Annotated in this window: 24 protein-coding genes; 9 read left to right on the forward strand and 15 right to left on the reverse strand. The window is 60.7% G+C overall.

Annotated elements, in window-relative coordinates; translation table 11 throughout:
* The first annotated feature begins 267 nt into the window (after positions 1–267).
* Both ACNKH3_RS11365 and ACNKH3_RS11370 read left to right on the forward strand, forming a co-directional pair.
* Complete coding sequence (locus ACNKH3_RS11365) at positions 268–1,827, forward strand: DUF2868 domain-containing protein (protein WP_417916353.1); 1,560 nt, start codon at positions 268–270, stop codon at positions 1,825–1,827.
* On the forward strand, positions 1,821–3,230 hold the full coding sequence (locus ACNKH3_RS11370) for a GTPase/DUF3482 domain-containing protein (protein WP_417916352.1): 1,410 nt from the start codon (positions 1,821–1,823) through the stop codon (positions 3,228–3,230). Before ACNKH3_RS11365 ends, ACNKH3_RS11370 begins: the two co-directional genes overlap by 7 nt.
* A gap of 44 nt (positions 3,231–3,274) precedes the next feature.
* Here the strand turns inward: ACNKH3_RS11370 and ACNKH3_RS11375 are convergent, their stop codons facing one another.
* Positions 3,275–3,670: a hypothetical protein gene (locus ACNKH3_RS11375; RefSeq protein WP_417916351.1), complete on the reverse strand. Its 396-nt coding sequence runs from the start codon at positions 3,668–3,670 to the stop codon at positions 3,275–3,277.
* 202 nt (positions 3,671–3,872) lie between these two features.
* Here ACNKH3_RS11375 and ACNKH3_RS11380 point away from each other — a divergent pair, with 202 nt between their 5' ends.
* Together ACNKH3_RS11380 and ligA are read left to right on the forward strand one after the other, a co-directional pair.
* The gene (locus ACNKH3_RS11380; protein WP_417916350.1) at positions 3,873–4,061 is read left to right on the forward strand and encodes a tautomerase family protein; all 189 of its coding nucleotides are present in this window, start codon (positions 3,873–3,875) and stop codon (positions 4,059–4,061) included.
* Entirely contained in the window at positions 4,045–6,069 is a 2,025-nt protein-coding gene (gene ligA / locus ACNKH3_RS11385) for an NAD-dependent DNA ligase LigA (RefSeq protein WP_417916349.1), read from the forward strand. Before ACNKH3_RS11380 ends, ligA begins: the two co-directional genes overlap by 17 nt.
* A 13-nt stretch (positions 6,070–6,082) precedes the next feature.
* Here the strand turns inward: ligA and ACNKH3_RS11390 are convergent, their stop codons facing one another.
* A complete protein-coding gene (locus tag ACNKH3_RS11390; RefSeq protein ID WP_420209324.1) occupies positions 6,083–6,454 on the reverse strand; it encodes a helix-turn-helix domain-containing protein in 372 nt (123 codons plus the stop codon).
* A gap of 275 nt (positions 6,455–6,729) precedes the next feature.
* Here ACNKH3_RS11390 and ACNKH3_RS11395 point away from each other — a divergent pair, with 275 nt between their 5' ends.
* A complete protein-coding gene (locus ACNKH3_RS11395; RefSeq protein ID WP_420209325.1) occupies positions 6,730–8,361 on the forward strand; it encodes a hypothetical protein in 1,632 nt (543 codons plus the stop codon).
* Positions 8,362–8,369: 8 nt separating this feature from the next.
* On the opposite strand, the gene ACNKH3_RS11400 is transcribed toward ACNKH3_RS11395, so the two are convergent.
* The 5 genes from ACNKH3_RS11400 to ACNKH3_RS11420 form a co-directional block, all read right to left on the reverse strand.
* Positions 8,370–9,431 carry a tetratricopeptide repeat protein gene (locus ACNKH3_RS11400; RefSeq protein WP_420209326.1) on the reverse strand — a complete coding sequence of 354 codons (1,062 nt, stop codon included), beginning with the start codon at positions 9,429–9,431 and terminating at the stop codon, positions 8,370–8,372.
* 157 nt (positions 9,432–9,588) lie between these two features.
* The gene (locus tag ACNKH3_RS11405; RefSeq protein WP_420209327.1) at positions 9,589–10,233 is read right to left on the reverse strand and encodes a hypothetical protein; all 645 of its coding nucleotides are present in this window, start codon (positions 10,231–10,233) and stop codon (positions 9,589–9,591) included.
* 175 nt (positions 10,234–10,408) lie between these two features.
* Entirely contained in the window at positions 10,409–11,173 is a 765-nt protein-coding gene (locus ACNKH3_RS11410) for a hypothetical protein (protein ID WP_420209328.1), read from the reverse strand.
* Between the two features lie 198 nt (positions 11,174–11,371).
* Positions 11,372–11,590 (reverse strand): UPF0175 family protein, encoded by a 219-nt coding sequence (locus tag ACNKH3_RS11415; RefSeq protein WP_420209329.1) that lies wholly within the window; start codon positions 11,588–11,590, stop codon positions 11,372–11,374.
* A gap of 111 nt (positions 11,591–11,701) precedes the next feature.
* Entirely contained in the window at positions 11,702–12,874 is a 1,173-nt protein-coding gene (locus tag ACNKH3_RS11420) for an RtcB family protein (RefSeq protein ID WP_417916904.1), read from the reverse strand.
* Positions 12,875–13,004: 130 nt separating this feature from the next.
* Between ACNKH3_RS11420 and ACNKH3_RS11425 the strand changes: the two genes are divergently transcribed.
* A complete protein-coding gene (locus ACNKH3_RS11425) occupies positions 13,005–14,615 on the forward strand; it encodes a DUF445 family protein (RefSeq protein ID WP_420209330.1) in 1,611 nt (536 codons plus the stop codon).
* A gap of 1 nt (position 14,616) precedes the next feature.
* Here the strand turns inward: ACNKH3_RS11425 and crcB are convergent, their stop codons facing one another.
* Together crcB and ACNKH3_RS11435 are read right to left on the reverse strand one after the other, a co-directional pair.
* Positions 14,617–15,012, reverse strand: coding sequence for a fluoride efflux transporter CrcB (gene crcB / locus ACNKH3_RS11430; protein ID WP_417915891.1), 396 nt, complete (start codon positions 15,010–15,012; stop codon positions 14,617–14,619).
* Positions 15,009–18,566, reverse strand: coding sequence for a hypothetical protein (locus ACNKH3_RS11435; protein ID WP_417915890.1), 3,558 nt, complete (start codon positions 18,564–18,566; stop codon positions 15,009–15,011). Before ACNKH3_RS11435 ends, crcB begins: the two co-directional genes overlap by 4 nt.
* Positions 18,567–18,801: 235 nt before the next feature.
* Between ACNKH3_RS11435 and ACNKH3_RS11440 the strand changes: the two genes are divergently transcribed.
* The 3 genes from ACNKH3_RS11440 to ACNKH3_RS11450 all read left to right on the forward strand — a co-directional run bounded on the left by ACNKH3_RS11440 (position 18,802) and on the right by ACNKH3_RS11450 (position 19,956).
* Positions 18,802–19,176 carry a CZB domain-containing protein gene (locus tag ACNKH3_RS11440; RefSeq protein ID WP_417915889.1) on the forward strand — a complete coding sequence of 125 codons (375 nt, stop codon included), beginning with the start codon at positions 18,802–18,804 and terminating at the stop codon, positions 19,174–19,176.
* 197 nt (positions 19,177–19,373) lie between these two features.
* Positions 19,374–19,742: a CZB domain-containing protein gene (locus ACNKH3_RS11445; RefSeq protein WP_417915888.1), complete on the forward strand. Its 369-nt coding sequence runs from the start codon at positions 19,374–19,376 to the stop codon at positions 19,740–19,742.
* Positions 19,743–19,749: 7 nt separating this feature from the next.
* On the forward strand, positions 19,750–19,956 hold the full coding sequence (locus ACNKH3_RS11450) for a hypothetical protein (RefSeq protein ID WP_417915887.1): 207 nt from the start codon (positions 19,750–19,752) through the stop codon (positions 19,954–19,956).
* On the opposite strand, the gene ACNKH3_RS11455 is transcribed toward ACNKH3_RS11450, so the two are convergent.
* From ACNKH3_RS11455 to ACNKH3_RS11480, 6 genes are all read right to left on the reverse strand, one after another.
* On the reverse strand, positions 19,953–20,792 hold the full coding sequence (locus tag ACNKH3_RS11455; protein ID WP_420209331.1) for a hypothetical protein: 840 nt from the start codon (positions 20,790–20,792) through the stop codon (positions 19,953–19,955). The two genes, ACNKH3_RS11450 and ACNKH3_RS11455, sit on opposite strands and share 4 nt — an antisense overlap.
* Positions 20,789–21,064: a PqqD family protein gene (locus tag ACNKH3_RS11460; RefSeq protein WP_420209332.1), complete on the reverse strand. Its 276-nt coding sequence runs from the start codon at positions 21,062–21,064 to the stop codon at positions 20,789–20,791. Before ACNKH3_RS11460 ends, ACNKH3_RS11455 begins: the two co-directional genes overlap by 4 nt.
* Positions 21,065–21,143: 79 nt before the next feature.
* Complete coding sequence (locus tag ACNKH3_RS11465) at positions 21,144–22,136, reverse strand: cytochrome-c peroxidase (protein WP_420209336.1); 993 nt, start codon at positions 22,134–22,136, stop codon at positions 21,144–21,146.
* Positions 22,137–22,259: 123 nt separating this feature from the next.
* Positions 22,260–23,165, reverse strand: a complete 906-nt coding sequence (locus tag ACNKH3_RS11470) for an ABC transporter ATP-binding protein (RefSeq protein ID WP_420209333.1) — start codon at positions 23,163–23,165, stop codon at positions 22,260–22,262.
* Positions 23,156–23,587: a DoxX family protein gene (locus tag ACNKH3_RS11475; protein ID WP_420209334.1), complete on the reverse strand. Its 432-nt coding sequence runs from the start codon at positions 23,585–23,587 to the stop codon at positions 23,156–23,158. The genes ACNKH3_RS11470 and ACNKH3_RS11475 overlap by 10 nt, the downstream gene beginning before the upstream one ends.
* A gap of 6 nt (positions 23,588–23,593) precedes the next feature.
* Positions 23,594–24,427 carry an ABC transporter permease gene (locus ACNKH3_RS11480; protein WP_420209335.1) on the reverse strand — a complete coding sequence of 278 codons (834 nt, stop codon included), beginning with the start codon at positions 24,425–24,427 and terminating at the stop codon, positions 23,594–23,596.
* Positions 24,428–24,586 lie beyond the last annotated feature (159 nt).

Consider the following 24,586-nt stretch of genomic DNA (forward strand, 5'->3'; position numbering starts at 1 on the left):
ATATCATTGTTTTGTCAAAGGAATTTCTTGGTTCGAGGCAAAGACTGCCATCATCCCTGACGCTGTTCGGGCGTATTTGACGAAACCGATTTATACGCTTGAGCCTATCAATCTTTATGCAACTGCGTAACTCCTATCATATACATAAAATAAAAAGAAATTATTTTATCCAGATGCCGTAAGCGGCATACAGCGCGGTTGACCATCGCCTCTTCCGCCGTTATGATGCATCCAGCACGTTTTTCAATCCCAACGCCGCCGGAAAAAATGCCGCAGCCCCGCTGGACAACCGCCGACCTCCTTGACCTTGAATTCCTCCTCCAGCAGGACGAGGGCGAGGACATGGCCCGGCTGGCGGCCCGCGACCGCGAAATCTTTGCCGCGCTGCCGGTGAAGGAGGCTGCGGACGCGCTGCTGCTCCGCCGCTGGCTGGAACGCCGACAGCAGGCGGTGCAAGAGGACAGCTGCGCTCTGCCCGGCAGCCTCTGGCAGGAGCTGATTTTTCTTTTCGCGCTGGCCGTAGGGCTGGCCGGGCTGATCAGCGGCGGCGGGCTGGCCTTTTCCTTTCTTGCCTATTCCGGGGCCGCGCCGGTCAATGTGGCCGCCTATTTCGCGGTCTTCGTCCTTCTCCAGCTCGGCCTGCTCCTGCTTCTGGCCGCCTCCGCCCTCTGCGGCAGGCTGCGCGGCGCAAATCTGCTGGAATCCTCGTTGCTCTACCGGCTGGCCGGGCGGCTTTTTTTCTGGCTGCTGGAAAAATGCGCGGCAGCCGGCCAGCGGGCCTCGTCGCGCCTCTCCGCAGAACAACGCCTGAGCTGGGCCGCGCACGCAGGCAGCCTGAGGCATCTCCGGCAGCGGCACGGCCTGCTGCTCCTGCGGCCTTTTTTTCTGCTCGCCCAGCTCTTCGGCATCAGCTTTAACATCGGCGTGCTGGCCGCCACCTTGCTGAAAGTGATCGGCTCCGACCTCGCTTTCGGCTGGCAGACCACGCTCCAGATTGATGCCGCCGCCGTGCAGACCCTGACACAGTGGATCAGCCTGCCGTGGCGGCTCTGGCTGCCGGAGAGCGTCCCGACTTTGGCGCAGATCGAAGGCTCGCGCCTGATCCTCAAGGACGGCATCTACCATCTCGCCAGCCGCGACCTCGCTTCGTGGTGGCCCTTTCTCTGCCTCTCGGTGCTCTGCTACGGCCTGCTGCCGCGTTTGGGCCTGCTTGCTGCCGGGCTGCTCCGCCAGCGCAGAGATTTGGCCCAATTTGACCCGCAGCAGGGCCGCTTCCGCCAGATTGTTCATCGGATGCGCACGCCGCTGGTCTCCACCGCCGCCTCTGCTGAGGCAAGCAAAGGCGCGGCAGCATCGCCGCCGCAAGAAGCATTCGCGCCGAAAAGCAAGCTGTCGCCAAACGAGGAAATCCCGCCAGTTGTGGTCTTGATTCCAGATGAGCTGTTCGCCGCTTGCCCAACCGACGCGCTGGCCGAGCTGATCCGCCGCCGGGCTGGACAGCAGCTGCGCCAGACCATGCCATTTTGGACGCTGGACAAAAGCGAGGCGGAGGAGCTGGCGAGTCTGCACGAGGCAATGGCCGCGCAGGGCTGCAAGGATGTCCTCATCCTGCACGAGGCGTGGCAGCCGCCGGTGCAGGAGCTGCTGACCTGGCTGGCTGGGCTGCGCCGCGCCATAGGCCCGCAGCCGATGATCACTCTGGCTTTGATCGGCAGACCAGCAGCGGAGAACCTGCTCACGCCACCGCAGCCGGAGCAAGTCCGCATCTGGCGGCAGAAGACCGCTGCGCTCGGCGACTCTGGCCTGCACGTCATCGAATTATGCTGAAGCAGATTCCAGAATTCGCCATAGTCGGCCACCCGAACGAGGGCAAGTCCTCGGTGGTCTCCACCCTGAGCGAGGACGACTCGGTGCGGGTCAGTCCGGTGCCGGGCGAGACCACCGACTGCCGCGCTTTTCCGGTGCTGATTGACGGGCGCGAGGTCATCCGCTTCATTGACACGCCGGGCTTCCAGAATCCCCGCGCCACCTTGGCGTGGATGCGGGCGTATCAGGGCGATGACCGCGAGCTGCTGCACGAATTCATCCGCGCTCACCGCGATGATCCCGCCATGCACGACGACTGCGCCCTGCTCGCGCCGCTGGCCGCCGGGGCCGGAATCATTTTTGTTGTCGACGGCTCGCGCCCGCTCCGCAATATGGACAAGGCGGAGATGGAGATTCTTCGTCTCACCGGCAGGCCGCGCATGGCGATCATCAACTGCAAGGACGAGAACAGCAGCTTCCTCGCTGACTGGCAGAATGAGTTCCGTAAGCACTTCAACGCAATTCGTCTCTTCAATGCCAACAAAGCGACGTACAGTCAGCGCATCGCCCTGCTGCAAAGCCTGAAGGCCATTGATCAGGATTTGGAAGCGGTGATTGAAAGCGTCATTCAAGCCTTCAGCGCGGACTGGGACAACCGCCGCCGCCAGAGCGCGGTGCTGATCACCGCGATGCTTGCCGAAAGCCTGCGCTATCAGGCCAGCGCGACCTGCCCACCCGGCACGGACGAGGAGCGGCTGCGGGCCAAGCTGCGCCGCGAATACACCGACTTCGTCACTAAGCGCGAGCGCATCGCCCATCAGCAAATTCGCAGGCTCTTCAAGCACAATCTCTTTAATTTGCAGCTGCCGGAGCAGTCCATTTTGCAGGAGGATTTGTTCGCCGCCAAAACATGGCAGTTTCTCGGTCTGCGCGACGAGGATTTGATCTGGGCAGCGGCGATGAGCGGCGCAGCGGCGGGCGTGGGCATAGATGTGCTCACCGCAGGCGTTTCGTTCGGCGTGTTCGCGGCCATCGGCGGGCTGATCGGCGCGGCAGGCGCGGCCTTCAAAGGTAAGGAGCTGCTTTCCGGCAGCAGGCTTCTGGGCATGAAGCTGGACAAGCAGCAGCTCCAAGTCGGCCCGGTGACGAACATTCAGCTGCTCTATATTCTCCTTGACCGCGCCCTGCTTTATTTTCACCATGCGGCGAACTGGGCGCATGGCCGCCGCGATCACGACAGCGCAGCATCTGCCGCAGCCGGAGAGAAGCTGGGCTGCACAGCAGCATGGCGCAAGGAGGAACTCCTCATCTGCGACCGTTTTTTCAAAGCCGTGCAGAAAGAGGATCAGGCCGCGCAGGCACTGGCGGAGACAGAGTTGGCCGCGCTGCTGCTGGCCAAGCTGCGGGGGATCGGCGAAGGCTGAGGCGCAGGAGCAGTCTGCTGGCAAACTGCTCCTGAAAGCGTGGCTCAGAAAGCTGGATAGAAAGAGTACATCGGCATTGGCTGGGCCGCCTGCGGCGCGCAAAACCCGGAGGAATTGGCAAGGTAGTCCATGCCGGTCTTGATGCAGCTGCTCATCAGACCGGCATTGCTCCCGCAAATTGAGCAGTAGGAGATGATGCAGGCCGGAATGTGCATGGATGTCTGGCAGGTGGCTCCGCGCTGCTGTGAATCACTGATCACATTCTGCACATACATCTCAATTTCCTGCTTGTTGTCGCAGCCGCAGTTGTTGTTCAACGAGCCTTGACTGCCTGCGGCATAGGGGCCGAACGCGGAGGCGGAGCTGGCGACGGCGAGCAGAGCGGCGGCAGCGGTCAGACCAAACACGTTCTTTGCTGAAAACAATGCGCTGTTCTTCATTTTTCTTCTCCTGTCTTTTTGTGGTTTGCAATCTGAATTTTTTTGGCAGCACTGCTGTCCGCTGCTCTATATTCTCACTTTAACCGAGACAGGATGAACGCAAGATGAACGGTGAGAAAAAATATGCAGGCCCTTATGCAGAAAAAGTTGCAGCTTGTTTTTCTGCTGAATTGACGATATCTTTTACCCGAAGGAGCGCGACATGCCCTACGTAAGCATCCGGGTTGCCGGAACATTGACCAGAACGCAGAAGAAAAATATTGCCAGAGGCGTGACCGATGTGATCGTCCGCGAGACTGGCAAGCCGGAAGATTCCGTGCTGATTTTCATCGACGAAAACCAGGCGGAAAACATCGCCAAAGGCGGTGAGCTGATTGACGGAAAAAGCTGACATGTCCATGCGGCGGGCGGAACAGCGGCTGGCGGCTTTGCAGGCGGAGCTGCACGAACATGCGCACCGTTATTACGTGCTGGATGCGCCGGTCATCAGCGACGCGGAATACGACCGGCTGTTCCGCGAGCTGCTGGAGCTGGAGGCGCAGTTCCCGGAGCTGGTCACGCCGGATTCGCCCAGCCAGCGCGTCGGCGGAGAGCCGCTGGCCGCCTTTGCCGAGGCGGCGCACGCGCTGCCGATGCTCAGTTTAGACAACATTTTTGCCGCTGAGGAGCTGGCGGATTTCGAGGAACGCGTCCGGCGGCGGCTGAAGTCCACAGCCCAGCTGACTTGGACGGCGGAGCCGAAGATGGACGGGCTGGCTGTGGAGCTGATCTACGAAAACGGCCTCTTTGTCGAGGGTTCGACACGCGGCAACGGCTTGGTCGGCGAGAACATCACTGCCAATCTGCGCACGGTGCGCAACATTCCCCTGCGCCTGCATGGCGCGGAGCCGCCGGAGCGGCTGGCTGTCCGTGGCGAGGTTTTTTTGGCCAAAAAGGATTTTGCCGAATTGAACCGCCAGCGGACCGAGCAGGGCGAGCCGCTTTTCGCCAATCCGCGCAATGCCGCCGCCGGTTCGCTGCGCCAGCTTGATCCAAAAATTACCGCCGCCAGACCGCTCAGTTTTTTTGTTTATGGAGTGGCTGACCCTGCCGCTCTGCCCTGCGCCAGCTTGACCGAGCTGTTTCCTCATCTGCGCTCGCTCGGCTTCCCGGTCAATCCGCTGATCAAATTCTGCCGCAGTCTGGCCGAGGCCGAGGAGCACTACAATCATCTTCAGCAGCTCCGCCATGAGCTGGATTACGAGATCGACGGCATGGTGATCAAGGCCGCCAGCTTCGCCGCGCAGGAGGAGCTGGGCAGCACGGCCCGCGCCCCGCGCTGGGCTGTGGCATGGAAATTCCCGGCGGAAGAGGCCGAGGCGGTGATCAGCGGGGTGGAATTCCAAGTTGGCCGGACTGGCGCGGTCACGCCGGTGGCAGCGCTGGAGCCGGTGCGCATCGGCGGCGTGGTCGTGCGGCGGGCCGCCCTGCACAATCAGGACGAAATCCGGCGCAAGGGCCTGATGATCGGCGACACGGTGCTGGTGCGGCGGGCTGGCGATGTCATCCCGGAAGTGCTCAGGCCGCTGGCCGAGCGGCGCACTGGAAAGGAGCAGCCGATTGTTTTCCCAAAAGAATGTCCGACCTGTGATTCGGCCCTGCACCGGCCCGAAGGCGAGGCTGTGACTCGCTGCCGCAATCCGCGCTGCCCGGCGCAGCGGCTTCAGCGCATCATCTGGTTCGCCGGGAAGTCAGGGTTGGACATCGAAGGCTTGGGGCCGAAGAACGTGGAGCGGCTGGCTGAGGCCGGGCTGATTGAGGACATACCCGACATCTTCCGCCTGAACAAGGAACGGCTGGCCGCCCTCGACGGCTGGGGCGAAAAATCTGCCGAGAAGCTGCTGGCGGCAGTTGAGCGGGCCAAGAGCACTACGCTGGCCAAGCTCCTTGCCGCGCTGGGGATTCGGCACGTCGGCGAGACCACGGCGGAGCTGCTGGCGGCACGGTTCGGCGGGCTTCAGCCGCTGATGCAGGCGGGGGAGGAGCTGCTTTTAGCCGTGGACGGCATCGGCGGGCAGACGGCGGCGGCACTGCGGGAATACTTTGCCGATCCTAACAACCGCAGTCTGATTAACCGCCTGCTGGAGACAGGTCTCAGCGTGCAGGCGGCGGAGAAAAAGGCGGACGGCGGCCCGCTCGCGGGCATGGTCTTTCTCTTCACCGGCACACTCGCCAGCATGAGCCGAGCCGAGGCGGAAGAGCGGGTGCGGCAGCTTGGCGGCGCGGCTGCCAGCAGCATCAGCAAGAAGGTGACGCATCTGGTTGCCGGAGAAAAGGCGGGCAGCAAATTGAAAAAAGCCGCAGAACTGAACCTCGTCATTTTAGACGAGCAGCAGTTTGTGCGGCTTGCAGCGGCATAAGCGGCAGAAAGAATTAGAGCAGCGAGGTCAGCACCTCGCACTGACGGCATATTTCCATTTTTTCCTTGCCTTCCTGGCCGGAGGTGCATTCGCAGAGGGTGCCGTTGAGGAACCAGCAGAGGTGGCCTGCCTGAAACTCCCATGCCGGGCATTCCTTCTTGCAGTTGCATTTCTTCAGCGTCCAGCACTCCTTCCGTTTGGCGGGGTCGTCCCGGCGCTGATTGACAACTAAAAAGAGAAGTTTCCGTTCAATATGCAGCGGCACGGCCCGCCAGCCCTGCTCGTAGCTCTGCACGGCCTTCAGGGACACGCCCAGCAGCTTGGAGAGCGATTTCTGGGTTTTGTCGAGTTTTTTGCGGTATAGGGTGAATTCTTCCGATGTCATAATCTGCTGATGTCAGGATGGTTTTCTGCTGCTGCTCCAAGCGGGAAAACGCCGGATTCAGCCTGCGGACGGCAGCCGGAATGCCTAATATACCACGCCGTAGGGATAAATGCAATTAGAAAACAAATGCCGGACAAATCAGCCAGCTGCAAGGCTGGAGCAGCAGCGCCGTTTGTTTGCCGCTGCCGGGCGAAATTAATCTCCGCTTGAACAAATCGCCTGAAGCGAGGATAATTCTCTCCAGAAAATTGTCCTGAACCCCATGCGAGCGAGCCATGAAAAAAGAAACAACCTGCGCCAGCGAGGAAAAATACATCGGCGAGCTGGCTGAGAACGGCAAAAGGCATGGGCGCGGCCTCTGCCTCTATCCTGACGGCGGCCAGTACGAGGGCGAATGGGCGGATGACCTGCGGCATGGCGACGGCGTGTACTTTGATGCCAACGGCGGCAGCTACACCGGCCAGTGGCGCGAGGGCCGGCGGAGCGGCAAAGGCTGCTTGGACTGCGTCGGGGGATACAGCGGCGAATGGGCGGATGACGAGCGGCACGGCCAAGGCGTGCTCCACAGCATGGACGGCTCAGTGTACAGCGGCGGCTGGAGGCATGGGAGGCGGCACGGCCAAGGCGTGCTCACAGGGGCGGACGGCGCTCAATACGAGGGCGAATGGAAAGATGACCTGCGGCACGGCCAAGGCACGCTGATTCTGCGCAACGGCACCAAATACGCCGGTTCATGGAAGGAGGACGCGAAGCACGGCCAAGGCACTATTTTTTTCCCGGACGGGTCCAAATATTTCGGGGCCTTTGAAAACGACCGGCGGCAGGGCCACGGAGTCCACACCGCAGCGGACGGCGCCAAATACATCGGCAAATGGGAAAAGGACGAGCGCGGCGGCTGGGGAACCTGCACCTACGCCGACGGCAGCAGCTACACCGGCTCGTGGAAAAACAACCTGCGCCACGGCCAAGGCGCCTGCGTCTGTCCTGACGGCTCCAAATATGAGGGCGAATGGCGCGGCAACCTCCGCCACGGCAAAGGCAGCTGCCAGTATCCTGACAGCGGCAGCTACGAGGGGGAATGGGCGGACGGCCTGCGTCAGGGCTACGGCATCTTCCTCCATGCCAACGGCGACCGCTACAGCGGCGAGTGGATGCAGGGCCTGCGCCACGGCGCCGGCGCCTACATCGCCGCCAGCGGCAGCAAATACACCGGCGAATGGCGGGACGACCTGATGCACGGGCGCGGAGTCTATGTCTCCGCCGAAGGCGAGCGGTACGACGGTTTGTACCAGCGCGGCTTCCGGCACGGCGAGGGCGTGTTCACCTTCCTGTCCGGCAATGTTTATTCCGGGCAGTGGCAGCACGGGGTGATGGACGGGCATGGCAGATTAGTCATGCCGGACTGCACGGTCTATGAGGGCGAGTGGCAAAACGGCTTCATGCACGGCCAAGGCAGGCTGGCCTTTCCCAACGGCCCTGTTTACGAAGGCGGATGGCGCGAGGACAAGAAGCACGGCCAAGGAGTCTGCCTTTATCCTGACGGGAGCCGCTACGAGGGCCTGTGGCGGGACAACTTGGAAAATGGGCACGGGATGCGCGGCTACCCGGACGGCTCTGTTTACAAAGGCAAATGGCAGGACGGCAAGCGGCAGGGCGAAGGCAGCTTCACTGACCCGGACGGCGACACGTACACCGGCGCATGGCTGGATGACAAGCGGCACGGCAAGGGCATGCTCACCGCCAAGGGCCAGAGCAAGCAGGGCTGGTGGGTGAATGACAAATATGTCGGCGTGAATCCGCCGGAGAGCGACGAGACTGACGCGGACAAGGAATTCTTTGACATGATCGGCGGTGATGTCGCCGATGCCGCTGATTTGGTCGGCGGCGATGACGATGATGAATTTTGACGAGCGGCTCAGGCGGTGAAGTCCGCCACCTCCTGGCCGTCGATATTCACCGGCAGGCTCGGCCAGTCCGCCAGCGGCGCGACGCTGGCCAGCACCGGGGCAATGTTCGCCAGCGTGCCGGCGGCGGCATGCTGGTCCGGCTCCGGCGGCAGAGGCCGGGGAATGCCCAGCTCGTCAACAATGATGCCCAGCTCCGCCAACGCGGCCAGATCCTCCTCCTCGCAGTCAGCGAGGCTGACTGCTGTGCGGCGGCCAATCTCCTCCAGACAGGGCTGCAAGGACGGGCGCAGCTCCTGATCCTGCCAGAGCAGGAAGGCGTAGAGCGCCTTGGCCTCCAGCCAGCGTTTCTCCGCCTTGGCCTTGTGCGCCGCCGCTGTCAGCCGCCCGCTGATCTCCTTCCGCCTCGCCAGCAGGGCGAAGAGCGGCGCCTGCTCCTTCCGCACTTCAGGAAAGATGCCGTTCAGGGCCTCCAGCTTTTCCCCTGCTGCGAGAAAAAGGCTGCGGTCAAGGCAGTCGGCGATCTCCCGCAGGCGGCTGCTCTTCAGCCCCGCAATTTTGGCCAGATATTCGTCCGCCGCCTTTTTCTGCTTGTCGTCGCTGCTGATCTGCTGCAAGAGCGTCCGCGCCGCCGCGTACTGTTTCTGCTCGAACAAGGCGGCGGCCTGCTCGAATTTGCCGCTGCTGCCGATGTGCCGCTCGGCCCGGCGGCGCAGGGCGATGACCTTTTCCGACAGCCCCGGATCAAAGGCCCTGATATTGCGCAGCAGCAGCACGGCCTCGCTGTACTCGCCCTTGCTGAACAGCTCCTGCGCCTGCCGGTATTTGCCGACAATGTTGAGGTCGCGGGTGATGTTGGAGATCAGCAGGATGAACTCGCCTTTGCTGTCCGGGAACTCGTTCGACAGCCGCTGCGCCAGCTCCTTGGCCTTTTCCAGCTCGCCCGCGCTGATCAGCCGGTAGACTTGGCCGGTCTGCTCCTGCTTCTGCCGCTCATAGTCGGCAAAGACGAGCTGGCAGGCACTGCATTGGCCGCTGTCAGCCTTCTGTTTGCATTTCGGACAGATTTTCATTGGAATGCTCCCATTGTGTCAAATGGTCAGCCATTGACTGCGGCCAGCGGCTGCAACGTCCACCAGATCGCTCTGATTTGCCATCACTGTCTCAATATTTTTGTACGGGCCGGGAGCTTCGTCAAGGTCTTTCTTGCAGCAAGCGGCAGAGCGGTCTTCAAAGGTCGAGCATTTTCAGCAAGTCTGGGGCATCTTCGCAGGCCAGTTCCGCCAAGGCATAGAATTCGGACATGGCGCTGTCCAAGGCATCCATCTTCCCATCCCGCTCCTTGGTTGCCTGCTGGGCCTCGCCGGTCTCTTTTGCCTGGATGATGTTGGCCTGTTCCGCAGCATTGACCAAAGCCTTGGCCGCGTTGACGGCAGCCAACGGCGTGTTGTACTGGCCGTATTTTGTCAAGGCATTCTGATCACTCAGGAGGTTGCTGAAAAAGGTGTTGGCTTGGGCCAGCCAGCCGGAAAAAGTCCGTTTGCGCTCTTCATTGAGGGTCAGCTTGATAAAGATGGCGTGCTCATCCCGGAATATAATCCGCCCCAGCCGGACTAGGCGCATGTAGGTCTCATGGGCGGTCTTCCAAGCCTGCTCAAAGGTCTTGGTGGCGGCGTGTTGCTCGCTGTACTCGGTTTTTTGGGCAAGATAGAGGTCGAACGCCTGCTGACGCTTGTTCAGCATCTGATTGAGCTTGTTCGGGGTGTAGCCGTATAGAGCGACCCGGCTTTGCAGCTCCGGGACATTGCGGGCATTGGTGAGGCCAGTCAGATAGCGATTCAGGCGGTCTTCGATGGAATGATACGGGGCTGGCATAATTTCCTCCTGAATTGGGTTGAGGGAAGGATTTCCCGGATGATGAGCGGGTGCAGCAGGAGAAAATGGCGTTGCAGTGCTGCGGAGCCGTTTTTTCCCGCTGCGAAACGACTTTTTCCTGTTGCAGGATGAATTCTGCCTGCTCCAGAACCTCTTTCTCCTGCTTCAGTGCGATTTATGTCGCTTCCTGAAGCGGTTTTTCCCGATGCAGCGAGCAATCTATCCCTTGCAGATCGTGCTTATAAAATGTAAAACTGCGGGAGTTCTTGAATGATTCGTAAGTATTGATTCCGCCGCACTTTACATAAACTTTTTGTCTTTCAGGTCGTAGCAATACTGCCTTAGGACGAGCATGAAGATATTCTGCTGTTGTAATTGCTCGAATTGCAACATGCGCACTTGGTTCAAAAAATGCGAGTGTAAATGTGAATCCGCATAAATGTACCGCTCGAAATATTTTTTTGCCAAAGCGACATCGAAAAATTAAATGTCCTGACCTGTTAACATCCGGCCAAACAAGAGTTCCAGCTGGTAAGTTTTCAGATGAATCTTCTACAGGTATCCTGGCTGGGTAAGAAAGTTCTAAAAAGACACAGACTGACTCAGTATATTTTTGAGTATATCCAAGGATATATGGCAACAGAGGTTGAAATACAAAGTGATCTATTCCATCGTTGATACGGCAGGAGTTGTAAGATAGTTTTAGAAGCCAACGCACAAGGAGATCGTAATCATATTTGAAGCAAACTTTTTCCCCTTTATTGATATTTCTAAAAAAGTACTTATCGAAAAGATCGCATATATACGTATCTAACTTCGACAGAATAACATTGTTACAATTAGAACAAACATCTTTTATAGTTGGCTCGGATGGAATTTCCCGATCTATCCTCGACAGCCAAAACAGATTGTGGCCTGGCGATTCCCATATTTTTTGCATACGTGTATGGAGCGCAGCAGGCCAAAGATGTTCTTTAGTTAGTGTGGTTGTGTTGCCACAATAGGCACAAACAGTACGCATAGAAATTAATCCGCTGTAATTGCAGAACGAGCAGGTTCGGCTACCAAACGAACTCCGAGGGCTGCACATACTCAGTTGATTGTATCAAATCGCGGCTTGGCATTCGGCCTGAGCACTTTATATCTCCTGCTGAAGCTCTTCAGCTTCGTAATTGCAGACCGGAACCCGATAATGTCCCAATACATCAATGAATGCCTTTTTGGAGAAATTGGCAATCTTTGCAGCCTGTCCTAATGACACCTTGCCAACCTCGAACAATTTTACAGCCAGCAGTGTCCGCATATCCTCCTCAGAGACGCTGACTGGCAAGTTCATGTTAACAGCCATCGCGTTCATACTTCATGCCTCCTGTCGTATTTGATCTATAGCTGCTCAACTCAGAAACCCTGCCAACAGCCTGATCCCGCAACCACAAGATGTAAAACAATTGCGGAAAAATCGCAAGCCCTATCCCTTGATCACCGCCAGCGGCAGCAGGCTGACCGCGATGTCCACCAGATCGCTCTGATTTTCCATCACCGTCTCAATATCTTTGTACGAACCAGGAGCTTCGTCAAGGTCTTTCTGATTGCGGATGCTGTGCACCACGCCGAGCGCGTCCAGCCGCTCCACCTCGGCCTGCAAATTCAGCTCGCGCTGGGCTTGGCCGCGCCCCATTTTCCGGCCCGCGCCGTGGCTGCATGAGCAATAACTTTCCGGGTTCCCTTTGCCACGCACGATGAAGCTGCGGCTGCCCTGCGAGCCAGGAATGATGCCAAATTCCCCGGCAAAAGCGCGGGTGGCCCCTTTGCGGTGAATCAGCACTTCCTTGCCGAAATGCTCCTCCATCGCCGCGTAGTTGTGGGCAATGTTGATGAACTGCGGAAACTCAACCGCGCCGACAATCTCCTGCACCGCCGCCTTGACCCGCTCCATCATCAGCGTGCGGCTGGCAAGGGCGAAATCCACGCACCAGCTCATTTCCGCCATATACTCCTGCGCCTCTTGCGTCTCCAGCGGCAGGAAGGCAAGCTCCCATTTCTTCGGCACCTCGCTCCGCCACCGCTCGTTCAGACTGACCGCCAAGCGGTTGTAGTGCTCCGCCACTTTCAGGCCGATGTTGCGGCTGCCGGAATGGATCATCAGCCAGACATGGCCGTCGTCGCCCTGCTGAATTTCGATGAAATGATTGCCGCCGCCCAAGGTGCCGATCTGCTTGCAGCCCGCCTCGAACTGTTGACGGACGATGGATTTCTCCACGCCGTCCAGCCGGGCCGAATCGGGCATCAGGCTTCTATCCTGCTGCCGCTTGTGGTGGTCAAAGCCAACCGGCACCGCCGACCTGATCAGGCCGAGAATCTTCTTCAAAGTTTCGCGGTCAAGGCGGGGCAGAGATGTTTGCGCCGCGCATACGCCGCAGCCTATGTCAACGCCGACCGCGTTGCAGATCACCGCGCCGTCGCAGGCCAGCACCCCGCCGATGGGCATTCCGTAGCCCTCATGGGCATCAGGCATTACCGCCACATGGCGGAAGGTGAAAGGATGATTGGCCAGATTGCGGGCCTGCGCCAATGCGCCCGGCTCGATGTCGTCCAGCCAGAGCTTGATCGGCCTTTTTTCGGTGCTGATGACCTGCTGCATGATGCGCCTCCTTGCTGCGTTTTTGTGCCTCAATAGCGTTGCTGCCACAATCTTGTTGAATCTGCGGGAGCAGGGTTTTAAACTGCGTCCGGTCCGCAGTCATCCGCCACTTCCCATGAGCAGGAGCATTATGACCTTTCCTTTCACCGCAGCCCAGCTGCTCGCCTACAGCGGCCCGCCTCTGATCGGCGCCTTCATCGGCTACCTGACCAACGAGGTGGCGATCAAAATGCTGTTCCGGCCGCTGAAGCCGTGGCGGATTTTCGGCATCCGGGTGCCGCTCACGCCGGGCGTGATTCCGTCCAAACGGCATCAGCTGGCTGAAAACATGGGCGAGATGGTCGGCGGCAAGCTGCTCACCCCGCAGGACATCGGCGAGGCCTTGTCCGCCGAACCCTTTCAGGATCATCTCCATCGTCTGATCGAAAACCGGGTGCAGGACTTGCTCGGCAGGGAGTTCGGCCCGCTGCTCCAGCTTCTGCCAGACCGCTTCCGGGTCCACGCCCGCATCGGCCTGCGCGCCCTCAAACACCGCCTGCGCAACGCGGCCATGGACTGGCTGGCCTCGCCCGCCTTGGCCGATGCCCTCAGCAACGCTTTGGCCGCGCATGGAGAGAACGCGGGAGGCCGCCGCCTCAACGAGCTGTTCCAAGCAGATGAGCGGCAGCTTTTGTATGCCCGGCTGGAGTCCCTGAGCATCGAGCTGCTGACCGCGCCGGAAGCGGCGGAACGGCTCGGCGGCTGGCTGGAGCAGGCTTTGAGCAAGGCCGCTGCCGAAGGCGTGACTGTGGGCGAGCTGCTGTCTGCCGAGCTGCGTGAGCTGCTCCTTGCCGCCGCTGTTGATCAGACTCCGAAGGTTTTGGCGCAGGCGGCGGCGATCATGACTGAGCCGCCGATGCGCGAGCGGGTGGCGCAGGCGGTCAGGAGCGGGGCGGATCATTTTATTGACAGCCTCGGCCCGATGGCGGCGATGGCCAAAGGTTTCATCAACATGCAGCAGCTGGACAGCGTCATCCGTACGTGGCTGGCCGAGCGCGAGGGCGATCTGGCTGACTGGCTCCAGCAGCCGGAAATTCAAGCCCGCGCCGCCGAAGCCCTGCGGGAGCAGGCCGAAGCCCTGCTCGCCGCCCCGCTGGCCGAGCTGCTGGCCAAAATTGGCCCGGAGCAGCTGCGGCTGGTCTGCGTCCAGACAGCTGCCCGGCTGCTGACTGCGCTGGCCGCAGGGCAGCTCCGGCAGACGCTCTCCGCCGCCCTGCGCGAGCAGGCGGAGGCTCTGCTGGCGCAGGGCGAGTTGTCCCTGACTGAGCTGGCGGAAAAACTGCTGCCTCCGGCAGGCCGACGGAAGCTGCGGGAAGCTGTCGCCAAGGAGCTGCGGACTTTGGCAGCGGCGGAACCGGCGCGGCAGCTGGTCGGCAAACTGATCAGCTCTCTGCTTGATCAGCTGGCGGCGCGGCCTGCGGGGCTGCTCCGCGACCTCCTGCCTGCGGAGGTGCGCAGCAGCATCGCCGAGCATCTGACGCTGCACGTCAACCGGCTGCTGATCCGCGAGGTGCCGGGTTTGACCGAATCGCTGCGCATCAGCGAGTTGGTGCGGAACAAGGTGGACTCACTTGACCTGCTCCGCTTGGAACGGCTGCTGCTTTCGATCATGGAAGAGCAGTTCAAATATATCAACCTGTTCGGCGCATTGCTCGGCTTCCTCATCGGCCTGCTCAATCTGGCTCTGCTGGAGCTGTTCTGATTCAGCCCCAGAGTCCGGCCAGCATCCGGCCCAGCCAGACCAAGGCCAGACCGAAAACCACCTGCGCGCCGATGTTGAGCAGGGCCAGCTCCAGCCGCCCGGCCCGGAGCAGGTTGAGCGTCTCATTGCCAAAGGTCGAGAAGGTGGTGAAGGCCCCCAGCCCGCCGATGATGAGAAAGCTGCGGGTTTCCGCCGAGAACATCGAGCGGTTGTCGGCCAGCCCGCTGAGAAGACCGATCAGCAGGCAGCCGGTCAGATTCACGCTCAAGGTGCCGAAGGGATAGACAATCGAGCCGGAGCGGGTCTGCACCCAAGAGCTGACTGCAAAACGCAGCACCGCTCCAACGGCCCCGCCCGCGCCGATGAGTGCCAGCCGAAGCAGGCTTTCGCCGCTCACCGCCCCAGCAACCCGTCAAAAAGGCCAGGCAGGGCCTTGTCCAGCTCCTTGGGCAGCGCCTTCCGCACCTGCTCTTTGACCGCCTGCTCCGCCGCATGGCCAGCCGCCTGCCGTAGCAGACTCGACGCGGCCTTTCTCAGGGCCTCCGGGTTGTAGGCGGGCTTGTCTTTGGTGCCTTGAATCGGCACCTTGAACGTCGCGCCTTTGAGCAGCTCGTAGCCCTTTTTGCCGACCAGATTTTTCGTCACCGGCACTTCCAGCACATAGTCCAAGCTGCCGTCAAAGCCTGCCGAACCGCTGAGAACCATCTTCGAGTCGGCCACGGTCATCTTGATCGGCGAGCAGGAGATACGGCCTTTTTTGCCCTCGCAGACCAAGGTCTTCTCGGCGAGCTGGAGCGGCTGGCCGTTCAGCCCGGCCAGCTCAAGGATGCCTGCAAGAGCGCTGACCGGCTCCAGCAGGACGCTGGCGAGATCGAAGCGGAGGCTGAAATCCGCCTGCTCCAAACCTTTGCCGCCAATGGGCAGCGAAAGCCGCTCCGCCCGCACGCTGATCGTGCCCGCAGGCCGTGCCACCGCGCCGAGCAGCGGGTGGAAGCTCTTGAGCAGGCCGTCAGCCAAGGTCTCTGCCAGTCCGACCCGGTCTAGCACCTGTTCCGGCCCGGCCAGCGTCAGCACCGGCGGTGTGCGGGTGTAGTCAATTTTCGGCGTGAACTGCACCACGCCGCCGTTCAGGCCGCCCTTGAAGGCGGCGTTCATGATGCCGTCCTTCATGCTGGTGTCCGCCGTGAGGTCTTCGATGCGGATGCCGGATCTGACCAAGCTGTCAGCGTGCACCCGGCTGGCGAATTTGAGGTCAATCTGCTGCTGCTTGCCGCTGAACGGGTAGTACAGGCTGAATTTTTCCTTCTGCCGCCCCTCGGCGCTGATGCCGAGCGGATACATGCCGTTGAGCAGGGCGACCAGATCGGCGAGATCCGGCGTTGCCGTGCCTTCCAGCGCCAGATGGGGCGTTTTGCCTGCCAGCTCCAGCTTGCCGCTCGACTGCACCGCGAGCGGCGGCGAGAGCAGGTCAAAAGTGGTGAAATACATGTCGCCGCCCGCCAGATCGCCGTGCAGCTTGCTGCGGAACTCCACCTTCTCCTTGGCCGCGATCAGACCGCCCTCCTTGCCGTACATGAAACGCTCCAGATCGATCTCCACCGTGCCGGAGCTGCCCTTGCCCGCCGCCGCGCCGCCGATTTCCTCTTGGCTGGCCAATTCGACAGCGAAGGTGCCGCTGCCGCCCAGTTTTTTGTCCGGCGCAAGTGCTCCAATCTGCTGAAGGAGAGCGGCGAGCTTGCTCAGGTCAGACTGGCCGTTGACTTGGAGACGGCGGAGCACAGGCATGGGCTTGTTCTGCCAGTCGTCCAGCGCCAGCTGCCGGAGCCGGATTTGAGCGAAGCTGGAGGAAAATTCCAGCTCGCGGAGATTCAGGCGGCGGCTGGCCGGATCAATCAGGCTGAAGCCGCCGCCGTCGGCGAAAAAGGCCGAGCGGCTGTCCGCTTCGATCAGGGGCCGGACGGTCTTCTCCGCCGCCGGGGCGGATGTTTCCGGCGGCAAGGTGGCAAGACGCAGCTCAGGATCGCGGAAGACCTTGCCTTGCTGATAAAAAATAAATTCCTTGGCACTGCTGTCCAGCTCGCGCAGCACCACCCGGCTGTCCTCAGTATAGCCGGAGGCGCGCAGGTCAAGCCTGCCGCCCAGCGAGGTTTCCGGCTCCAGCAGGCCGAATTTGTGCAGCAGCTCAACGGCCCGGCCCAGCAGAAGCTGCGTTTCAATTTGATATCCGGTTGAAATTTTCTCGTTTTTTTTATGCAGGCCGTCAAACGTGCCGCTGAGGCTGCCCGCCCAGGAGGAGAGATCAAAGGTCAGCTCCGCCGCCTCATTGCCGTTTTCAGGAAACTGGCCCGGCGTGTCTAAACGGATATTCAGGCTGGTCGTGCTCGACGGCAGCAGCTCCTGTCCCTGCCGGACAAGGCGGCTGCCGACAATCTCCGCTTTTGCTGCAACAAGATAGCGTTCCGCCGCCTGCTCAGTCAGCTCCGCCGCCAGCTCCAGCCTGCCGCCTGCGTCCCAGCCGGTGCGGAAGAGCCGGTTGACCTCCTGCATGGCCTGATCAAGATCAGCCGTTCCCTCCAGAAAAAACTGCTTCCTGCCGCCCCGGCCTTCCACGTTGAGAAAGGGCGCGCTGAGGCGGAGGATTTCCACCTCCGGCTCCTGACCGCTGAGGCTGCCCGCCAGCTCCAGCCGCAGCGGCTGCTCCCAGGCGAACGCCTCGCCGTTCTGCCGTCCGGCCAGACTGTCCGCCGCCGCCTCGGCCTTCAGGCCGAGGATGCCGTTCTCCTTGCTCAGTTCAGCGGTCAGCTGGAGTTCGCCCTTGTCAAGCCGGAGATCGTCGCGGACATGCAGCAGGCGGGGGAACTGGGCCAGCAGGAGGGAAAGGTCAATTTTGCCGGAACCAGCGCCTTTGAAGCCGCCGCCGCTGTAGGCGCATTGCAGCTCCAAGTTGCCGAAATCAGACACTGCCTTCAGGGCGGGGAACTGCCAATCCGCGCTGTTTTTTTTCAGATCGAGGTCAAGGGCGAGCTGATTGAAACGGGGATTGTCCTTGCCCAGCGGCCCGCCGGTCAAATCAGCGTCGCGCAGGGAGAGCGGGCCGCGCAGCACCATGCTGCCGTCCGCCGCGCCCTCAAGACGCAAGTCCGCCGACAGACTGCCGCTGCCCTGCGGCAGGCCGTCAGCGCCCGGCTTCAGCGCGAGGAAGGGTTTGACCTGCACCTTGGCCAGATGCAGCCGCAGGTCAGTTCCAGCCATGCCGCCTTGAAGAATGTCTGTCAGCCGCGCTGTGCCGGAGAGCTTCGCGCCGCCCTCCTGCCCGCTGTCCGCTGTCAGCTCAAAGCTGACCTTGCCCTCAGCCGTTGCGGCCTTGAGGAAGCCGTTGCGGAGAAAAAGCTCCGGCTGCTGGCCGGGCCGGACAACACGCACCGCCGCCTGCTGGACAGTCAGACGGCCCTGCAAGGTGTTGAGCAGCTCGCGCAGCCGCGCTGAATCCTCCGTTGTTTTTTTTCCAGCAGCGGGCGCGGGCTGGGCGGCCTGCTCCGCTGGCCGCTCTTTTTTATCCGGCGGCCCGGACGCAGCCGCAGCGGCAGGCACTTCCGGCTCCGCAGCGGCGGTCAGCTCCAGCACCGGCCTGTCGAGAATGATTTCGCCCAGCTCCTTGGGCGCGGTCAGCAGCGGCCAGAGACCTTGGCTGCTCCGCAGCTGGGCCAGCTCCAGCCGGAAACCCTGTTTGGCATCCTGATAGACCACGCCGGAGCAGCCCAGTCCGCGCCGCCACGTCACTGAGCAGTGTTCCGCCGCCAGCTCGCCGGGAATGCTGCCATGATTAAGTCTGCTGAGAACGGTCTGCCGCACCCAGTCCGAGGAAAGCAGCAGCGGCGGCGCGGCAGCCAGCGTGACTGCCAGCAGTGCTGAGCCTGCGCCTGCCGCAAGCAGGATTTTCTTCTTCTTCACTCTGTTCCGCTCCTTCCTGTGGAAAAATTCAGCTGTCTGCTGGCAGCTTGCCGCGAAAGCGGCGGCTTGTCAACCCTGATCTGCCCCAAGGCCAAGAATCGGCGGAGTCAGGCCGATTTCCATTGACCTGAGCCGTTCCGGCCCATAGAATGATTTTAGTAGGAATTATTCTCAACAACATGAGGCGGCCTGCGGTTCTGGCTGCGCTTTTCACCGGAAACAGGAGGGTTTTTCCATGAGCATAATGATCACTATGGATTTGCAGGCGGCAATGATCGCCCATCTGAACTGGAAATCAAAGCTGGCCGATTTTTTTTACGGGCTGGAGGATTTGAAGGCCGATGATGTGGCTGATCACACGGCCTGCGAGTTCGGCAGATGGCTTTATTCCGCCGGGCTGCAAAGCCTTGCCGGCTTCGAAGATTTGGACACGCTGGAGCAGCTGCACAAGGAAGTGCATCAAAGCATTCGCGGGCTGGTGGCCATGCCGCAGGAAAAAAGAAATTCGCCGGACGGCAGGCAGGAGCTGGCCAAGTTTCATGAAAAATGCGACCGGCTGGTGGCACTGCTGGAAAGCATGGAGCGGCAGGTGAAAAGGAAAGCTGCCTGACCGTCCGCTCCGCCTTTTTCCTTCTCCGCCCCTGTTCAGCCGCAGCCTTGCCCGCTGCGGCTGCTGTTCATTGCCCAGCTCAGCATATCGTCTCAAATTTGCCAAAATATTTTGCAAAGCTTGCCGTTTTGTGGTACTTTAGCGCAATTGGTGTTATTCTTTAATCCTTCCATGCAACACGCAGGAGACAGAGCATTATGGACATGATGCTGACGATGGACCTTCAGGCCGCCACAATCGCCCACCTGAGCTGGAAATCCAAGCTGACTGATTTTTTCTATGGCGTGGAGAAACTGACCGCCGCTGACGTGCCGGACCACAACACTTGTGATTTCGGCAAATGGCTCAACAGCAGAGGCAGGCAGGATCTTGCCGCGCTGGCCGACGCATCTCGAATGGATGCCCTGCACAAGGATGTGCATGACAGCATCAAAATGCTGGTCAACATGCCGGAAGAAAAACGGAAAGCTCCCGAAGGCAAACAGGCCCTGCAAGCCTTCAAGGACAAATGCGACCAGTTCATCTCTCTTCTTGAGAATATGGAGCGGGAAATCAAAAGAGGATAAGGCGTGCATGACCTTCCACTGCAAAAACTACGACATCGCTGCTGACCGCTGCAAGAAGCTCTCCGGCGCGTGCGTTCCAGCCCGCAAAGGCTGCGTCTTGGAAGGACGGATGGCGGTCAGCGACGAGCTGGCCGAGCGCATCCGCCAGATCAACGAGGCAACCGCCCGCCGCAGCCTCAAAGAGACGGCAGGCGGCGCGTCGAAGCAGCCTTAGGGCAGCAGCCCAGTCAGCGTTTCCGCAAATCCGGCAAAGCTGCTGTAGCTGAGCTGCCACGCCGGGACAGTCCGGGCAAGCTGCGTCAGCTGGCGGAAGCCGTGGTCAGGCAGATTGCGGGCGTTGACATCGCAGCCCATCAGCAAGGAGGATGCCCGCGCGCCCGGCAGCTTTTCCGCAGTCAGCGGCGCGTCCGCCTGATAGCGGGGAAAGAGGAGCAAACTGGGCGGGTCGCGGCGGAGATGAAAGTCAGGATTGAGCAGGCGGTGGGGAATCACCGCGCCGCCGCCGTCTTCCGCCAGAATATCGGCCTGCCGCTCCGCTGGCAGCAAGGCGCGCACCACAGCCGCAGAACCGGCCTTGAGGCAGAGCGGGCGGGGAAAGGCGATGACTTCGCCGCTGCCGTCATCAGGGAGAAAGATCAGCTCGTCGCTGAGATACGCGGCTACGTTGGCGCAGAGCCAAGCAGTGACGCTGCTCTTGCCGGAGCCGCTCTGGCCCGGCAGCAGCATCGTGCGCCCTTGCCACGAGACCGCCCCGGCGTGCAGGGCCACGCCGTGCCGCTGGCTGTTGAGCAGATGAAAAATCACCCGGTCAAAGAGAACAGCGGCAAACTGCACACTCAGCCTCCCGCAGAAGAGCGGCTTCTCCTCCTCGCGCAGCAAATAAAGATGCTCGTCGTGCGGGACAATCTCCAGCGCAGCGGTTGACTCCTTCTCCCCGCTGCCGCGCAGGTCGGCGAAAAGAAAATCTAAATACGCGGCAACCGCCGCATCCGCCTTATACCGCAGCACCACAGCGGCCTCGGCGAATTCCACCCGATATGTCCGCATCAATCGCGCAGCTCCGCGATGCCGTTGTCCACCAGCAGGCGGACCAAATCCTCGACTTGGGCCGGGATCGCCGCGCCGCTTTCCGGGTACAGCTCTGTCAGCAGGGCGATGATCTCCGCCGTGCTGCGGCTGCCGTCGCACAGCTCCCAGATCAGCGCGCCGCTCTCGTTGAGATAGACGGACAGGGTTTTCGTCGGATGATAGACCGCGATTTCATTGTCTATCCGTTCGAGCAGAAAGCCGGGTTCAATGGCGATTTTCTTATTTTTATCCATGCGGAGGCGAGCTGAGGAGGCAGGGGAGACGGATGCCGGGGCGAAAACTTCCCGCCCCGGCAGGTTGCAGCAGACTTGATCAGTCCTCAAACGGCTTGGGCGGCGGGGTTTTATCCGATGACGGCGGCAGGATCGGCAGCGTGAAGGAAGGCTGCTCGCCGGTCAGGCTCTTGAGGAAGGCGACGACCTGCGCGTTCTCCTCGTCTGTGAATTTTTTGCCGAGCTGAAGGCGGCCCATGATCTCAACAGCTTCGGCCAGCGTGGCGGCCTCGCCATCATGGAAGTAGGGATAGGTCAGCTCGACGTTGCGCAGGTTCGGCACCTTGAACATGAAGCGGTCCTCATCCTTGCCGGTGACACCTTTGCGCCCTTCCGCCGGGCTGGTGGCCTTGTACTCCTCAACCATGCCCATTTTATGGAAGGTGCTGCCGCCAACCGCTGCGCCGTAATGGCAGGAGACGCAGCCGGACTCCTTGAAGAGCTTGTAGCCCGCCTGCTCCTGCGCGGTGAGGGCGTTCGCGTCGCCCAGCAGCCATTTGTCAAAGCGGGAATTGGGCGTGACCAGCGTTTTTTCAAATTCAGCGATCGCGTCCGTCACCCGGTCAATGTCGATTTTGTCATCGCCAAAGACCTGTTTGAATTCGGTCACGTAGCCGGGAATGGAAGACAGGATGCCTTCAGCCAGCGCGTGGGTCAGGGCCATTTCGCCGGGATTGGCGATCGGGCCGCCAGCCTGATCCTTCAGCGTCTCCGCCCTGCCGTCCCAGAACTGAACAAAGCTCAGGCTGGAGTTGAGCACGGTCGGGGCGTTGATCGGCCCTTTCTGCCAGTTGTGGCCGATGGAGGTCTTCAGGTTGTCCGAGCCGCCCATGCTCAGGTTGTGGCAGGAGTTGCAGGAGATGAAGCCTGACTTGGACAGCCGGGGATCAAAAAAGAGCTTCTTGCCCAGCTCGGCCTTGGCCAGATTGATCTCTTTGACTGGCTCAATAGGCTGAATCGGCTCCTCGGCCCAAGCGGCTCCGGCGGCCAGAACAGCGGCCAAGGCCGCTGCCGGAATGAGACGCTGCTTCATGGTCATGTCGCTTTTCCTCCTTATGTGATGAATGCGGAACGGCACTGTCATGTTCTTGTTGCAGAAGATTGTAGCAGCAAGGAGCTGAGGAAGTCAAACGGGAAAAAATTCCGCCTGGCCGCCTCAGCCCGCTCCCGCCTCTTCCGGACGCAGGGTCTGGAAGGAATGCGGATGGCTGAGATTGAACTTGCCGGCGTGGCGCAGGTGCTCCGGGTCAAAGCCTTCTTGCCTGATCTGCTGGATCAGCGCGCCGAAAGCCGCCGCAGTCTTCACCGCTGTTGACTTGGCCTCTTTGGGCAGGGCATGGTCAAAGACGATCTTCGCGCCTCGCCTCGCCGCCTCGCCCCGGCTGTCGATGTAGTATTGCGAAAGCACTATGATCCGCGTGCCGAGAAAGACCGCCTCCTCCAGGTCGTGGGTGACAAAAAAAATGGTCGTGCCCAGCTCCTCCCACAGCTCCAGCAGGAAGATCTGCATGTTCTCCCGCGTGCCGGGGTCAAGCGCGCCGAACGGCTCGTCCATCAGCAAGATTTTCGGCTTCATGATCAGCGACTGGGCGATGGCCACCCGCTGCCGCATCCCGCCGGACAGCTCGTGCGGAAACTTGCGGCTGTGCTCCTCCAAGCCCATGCGGCGCAGGTAGCGCATGGCCTCGTCCTCAAATTCCTGCCGCCGCCGTCTGCGCTCAAAAAAGCCGCAGGAGAGGCGCGGGCCGAGCAGCACGTTGTCAAGCACGTTCAGATGCGGAAAAAGCGAGTATTTCTGATAGACGATGCCCCGGCTGCGGTCGGCGAAGCCGCAGGGCCTGCCGTCAATCAGCACCTGGCCAGAGCTGGGCAGCTCCTGTCCCAAGGCCAGCCGGAGCAGGGTGGATTTGCCGCAGCCCGACGGCCCGACGACCGTGACCAATTCGCCTTTGGCCACGGCAAGGTCGATGTCGTCCAGCACCACCTTGCTGCCGTAGCTCTTGTACACATCCTGGAAAAAAAGAAAGCTGCTCCGGCGCAGCGACTCCGCTTTCACTTGCATGATTCTTTCTCAGAACGTTGCGAGTCCAAGCTGAACGCGCCGGGTCCATTGGCGGCAATCAGCAGCAGCCCGCCGATGATCGACAGGTTCTTCATGAACGACTTCAAGTGCTCCTGCATCTGCGCCGGATCGGCGTATGTCCAAAAATGGTGAAAAAAATAGGTGCCTGAAATCGTGAAGATCAGGAGCAGCGCCGCGCCGGCCCGCGCCTTGAACCCGGCAATCAGCGACAGGCTGCCTGCGAGCAGGAAAACAATCGCGCCGACCAGCATGAGACGGGGAAAAGGAACGCCTTCCTGCGCCATTTGTGCAGCGACATGATGGAACTCTGGAATTTTATTGACCAGAGCGGTCTGCAGAAAGACCGAGGCGAGAAGAACTCTTCCGATCAGGTTGATGATTTTAGAAAAAATTTCTTTCATTGCGATCTACTCCCTTGCTTCCAAATACCAAGCGTAACGTGTCCGCAGCAGCAGGCGCAAACTGAAATCAACCGCCACGCTGATCAGAGCAATCCAGAGCACATAGGGGATGATGAGATCCATGGCCAAATAGCGCCGCACCAGGAAGATGCGGTAGCCGAGGCCGCTGGTGGCGGCGATGGCCTCGGAGGCGATAAGGAAAAGCCAGGCAGGCCCCAAGCTCATGCGCACCGTCTCAATCAGGCGGGGCATGATCTGCGGCAGAACAATGCGGCAGGCGAGACTGAGCTGCGAGGCCCCAAGAGTGCAGGCCTTGATGATCTGCTCGCGGGGAATCTTCTTCACCGCCAGCTGGATGTCGCGGGTGATGAGCGGAAAGGTGCCGATGAAGATCAGCATCACCTTGGCCAGCTCGTCCACGCCGAAGACGATGAAGAGGATGGGCAGGACAGCCAGCGGCGGAATGATGGAAACAAAGGTGACAAAGGGCAGGAGAAGGAACTCCAGACCTGCGAAAAGTCCGAGCGTCAGGCCGAGCAGCAGGCCGCAGCAGGCCGCCGCGCCCAAGCCGATGCCGATGCGCCGCAGGCTCGCGCCGGTGTCTGTCCAAAGCTGATATTCGCCGGTGCGCTTGTTCTCCTCAAAGGCGGCCCGATACATGGCTTCCGCCATTTTAGCGGGCGGCGGCAGAAGTTTGTCTGAGGGGTTCTCGCGCTGCCGCGCATCTGAAGCCAGCCCGTAGATGAGAAGAAGCAGGGAGAAAGGCAGGGCGGTCAGCAGCCAGCGCAGCCATTTGGGCGGCGCGGCATGGATGCCGAGAAATTTTGGAAGAGAGGACATGGCGGATTGATATTATCAAATGTGGATTCAAGTTCCAAGTGCAACTTTTTGGCAGGCTTCCAAGAATAGCTTTTTTGGCGTGTTGAAGCCAAGAGATTTTCGTGGCCTGTTGTTAATTTTTTCCGCGATGCAGTTGATGTCCTGCTGGCTCAACGTGTC

The organism is Candidatus Electronema sp. JC (assembly GCF_048287365.2).
Lineage (GTDB): Bacteria > Desulfobacterota > Desulfobulbia > Desulfobulbales > Desulfobulbaceae > Electronema.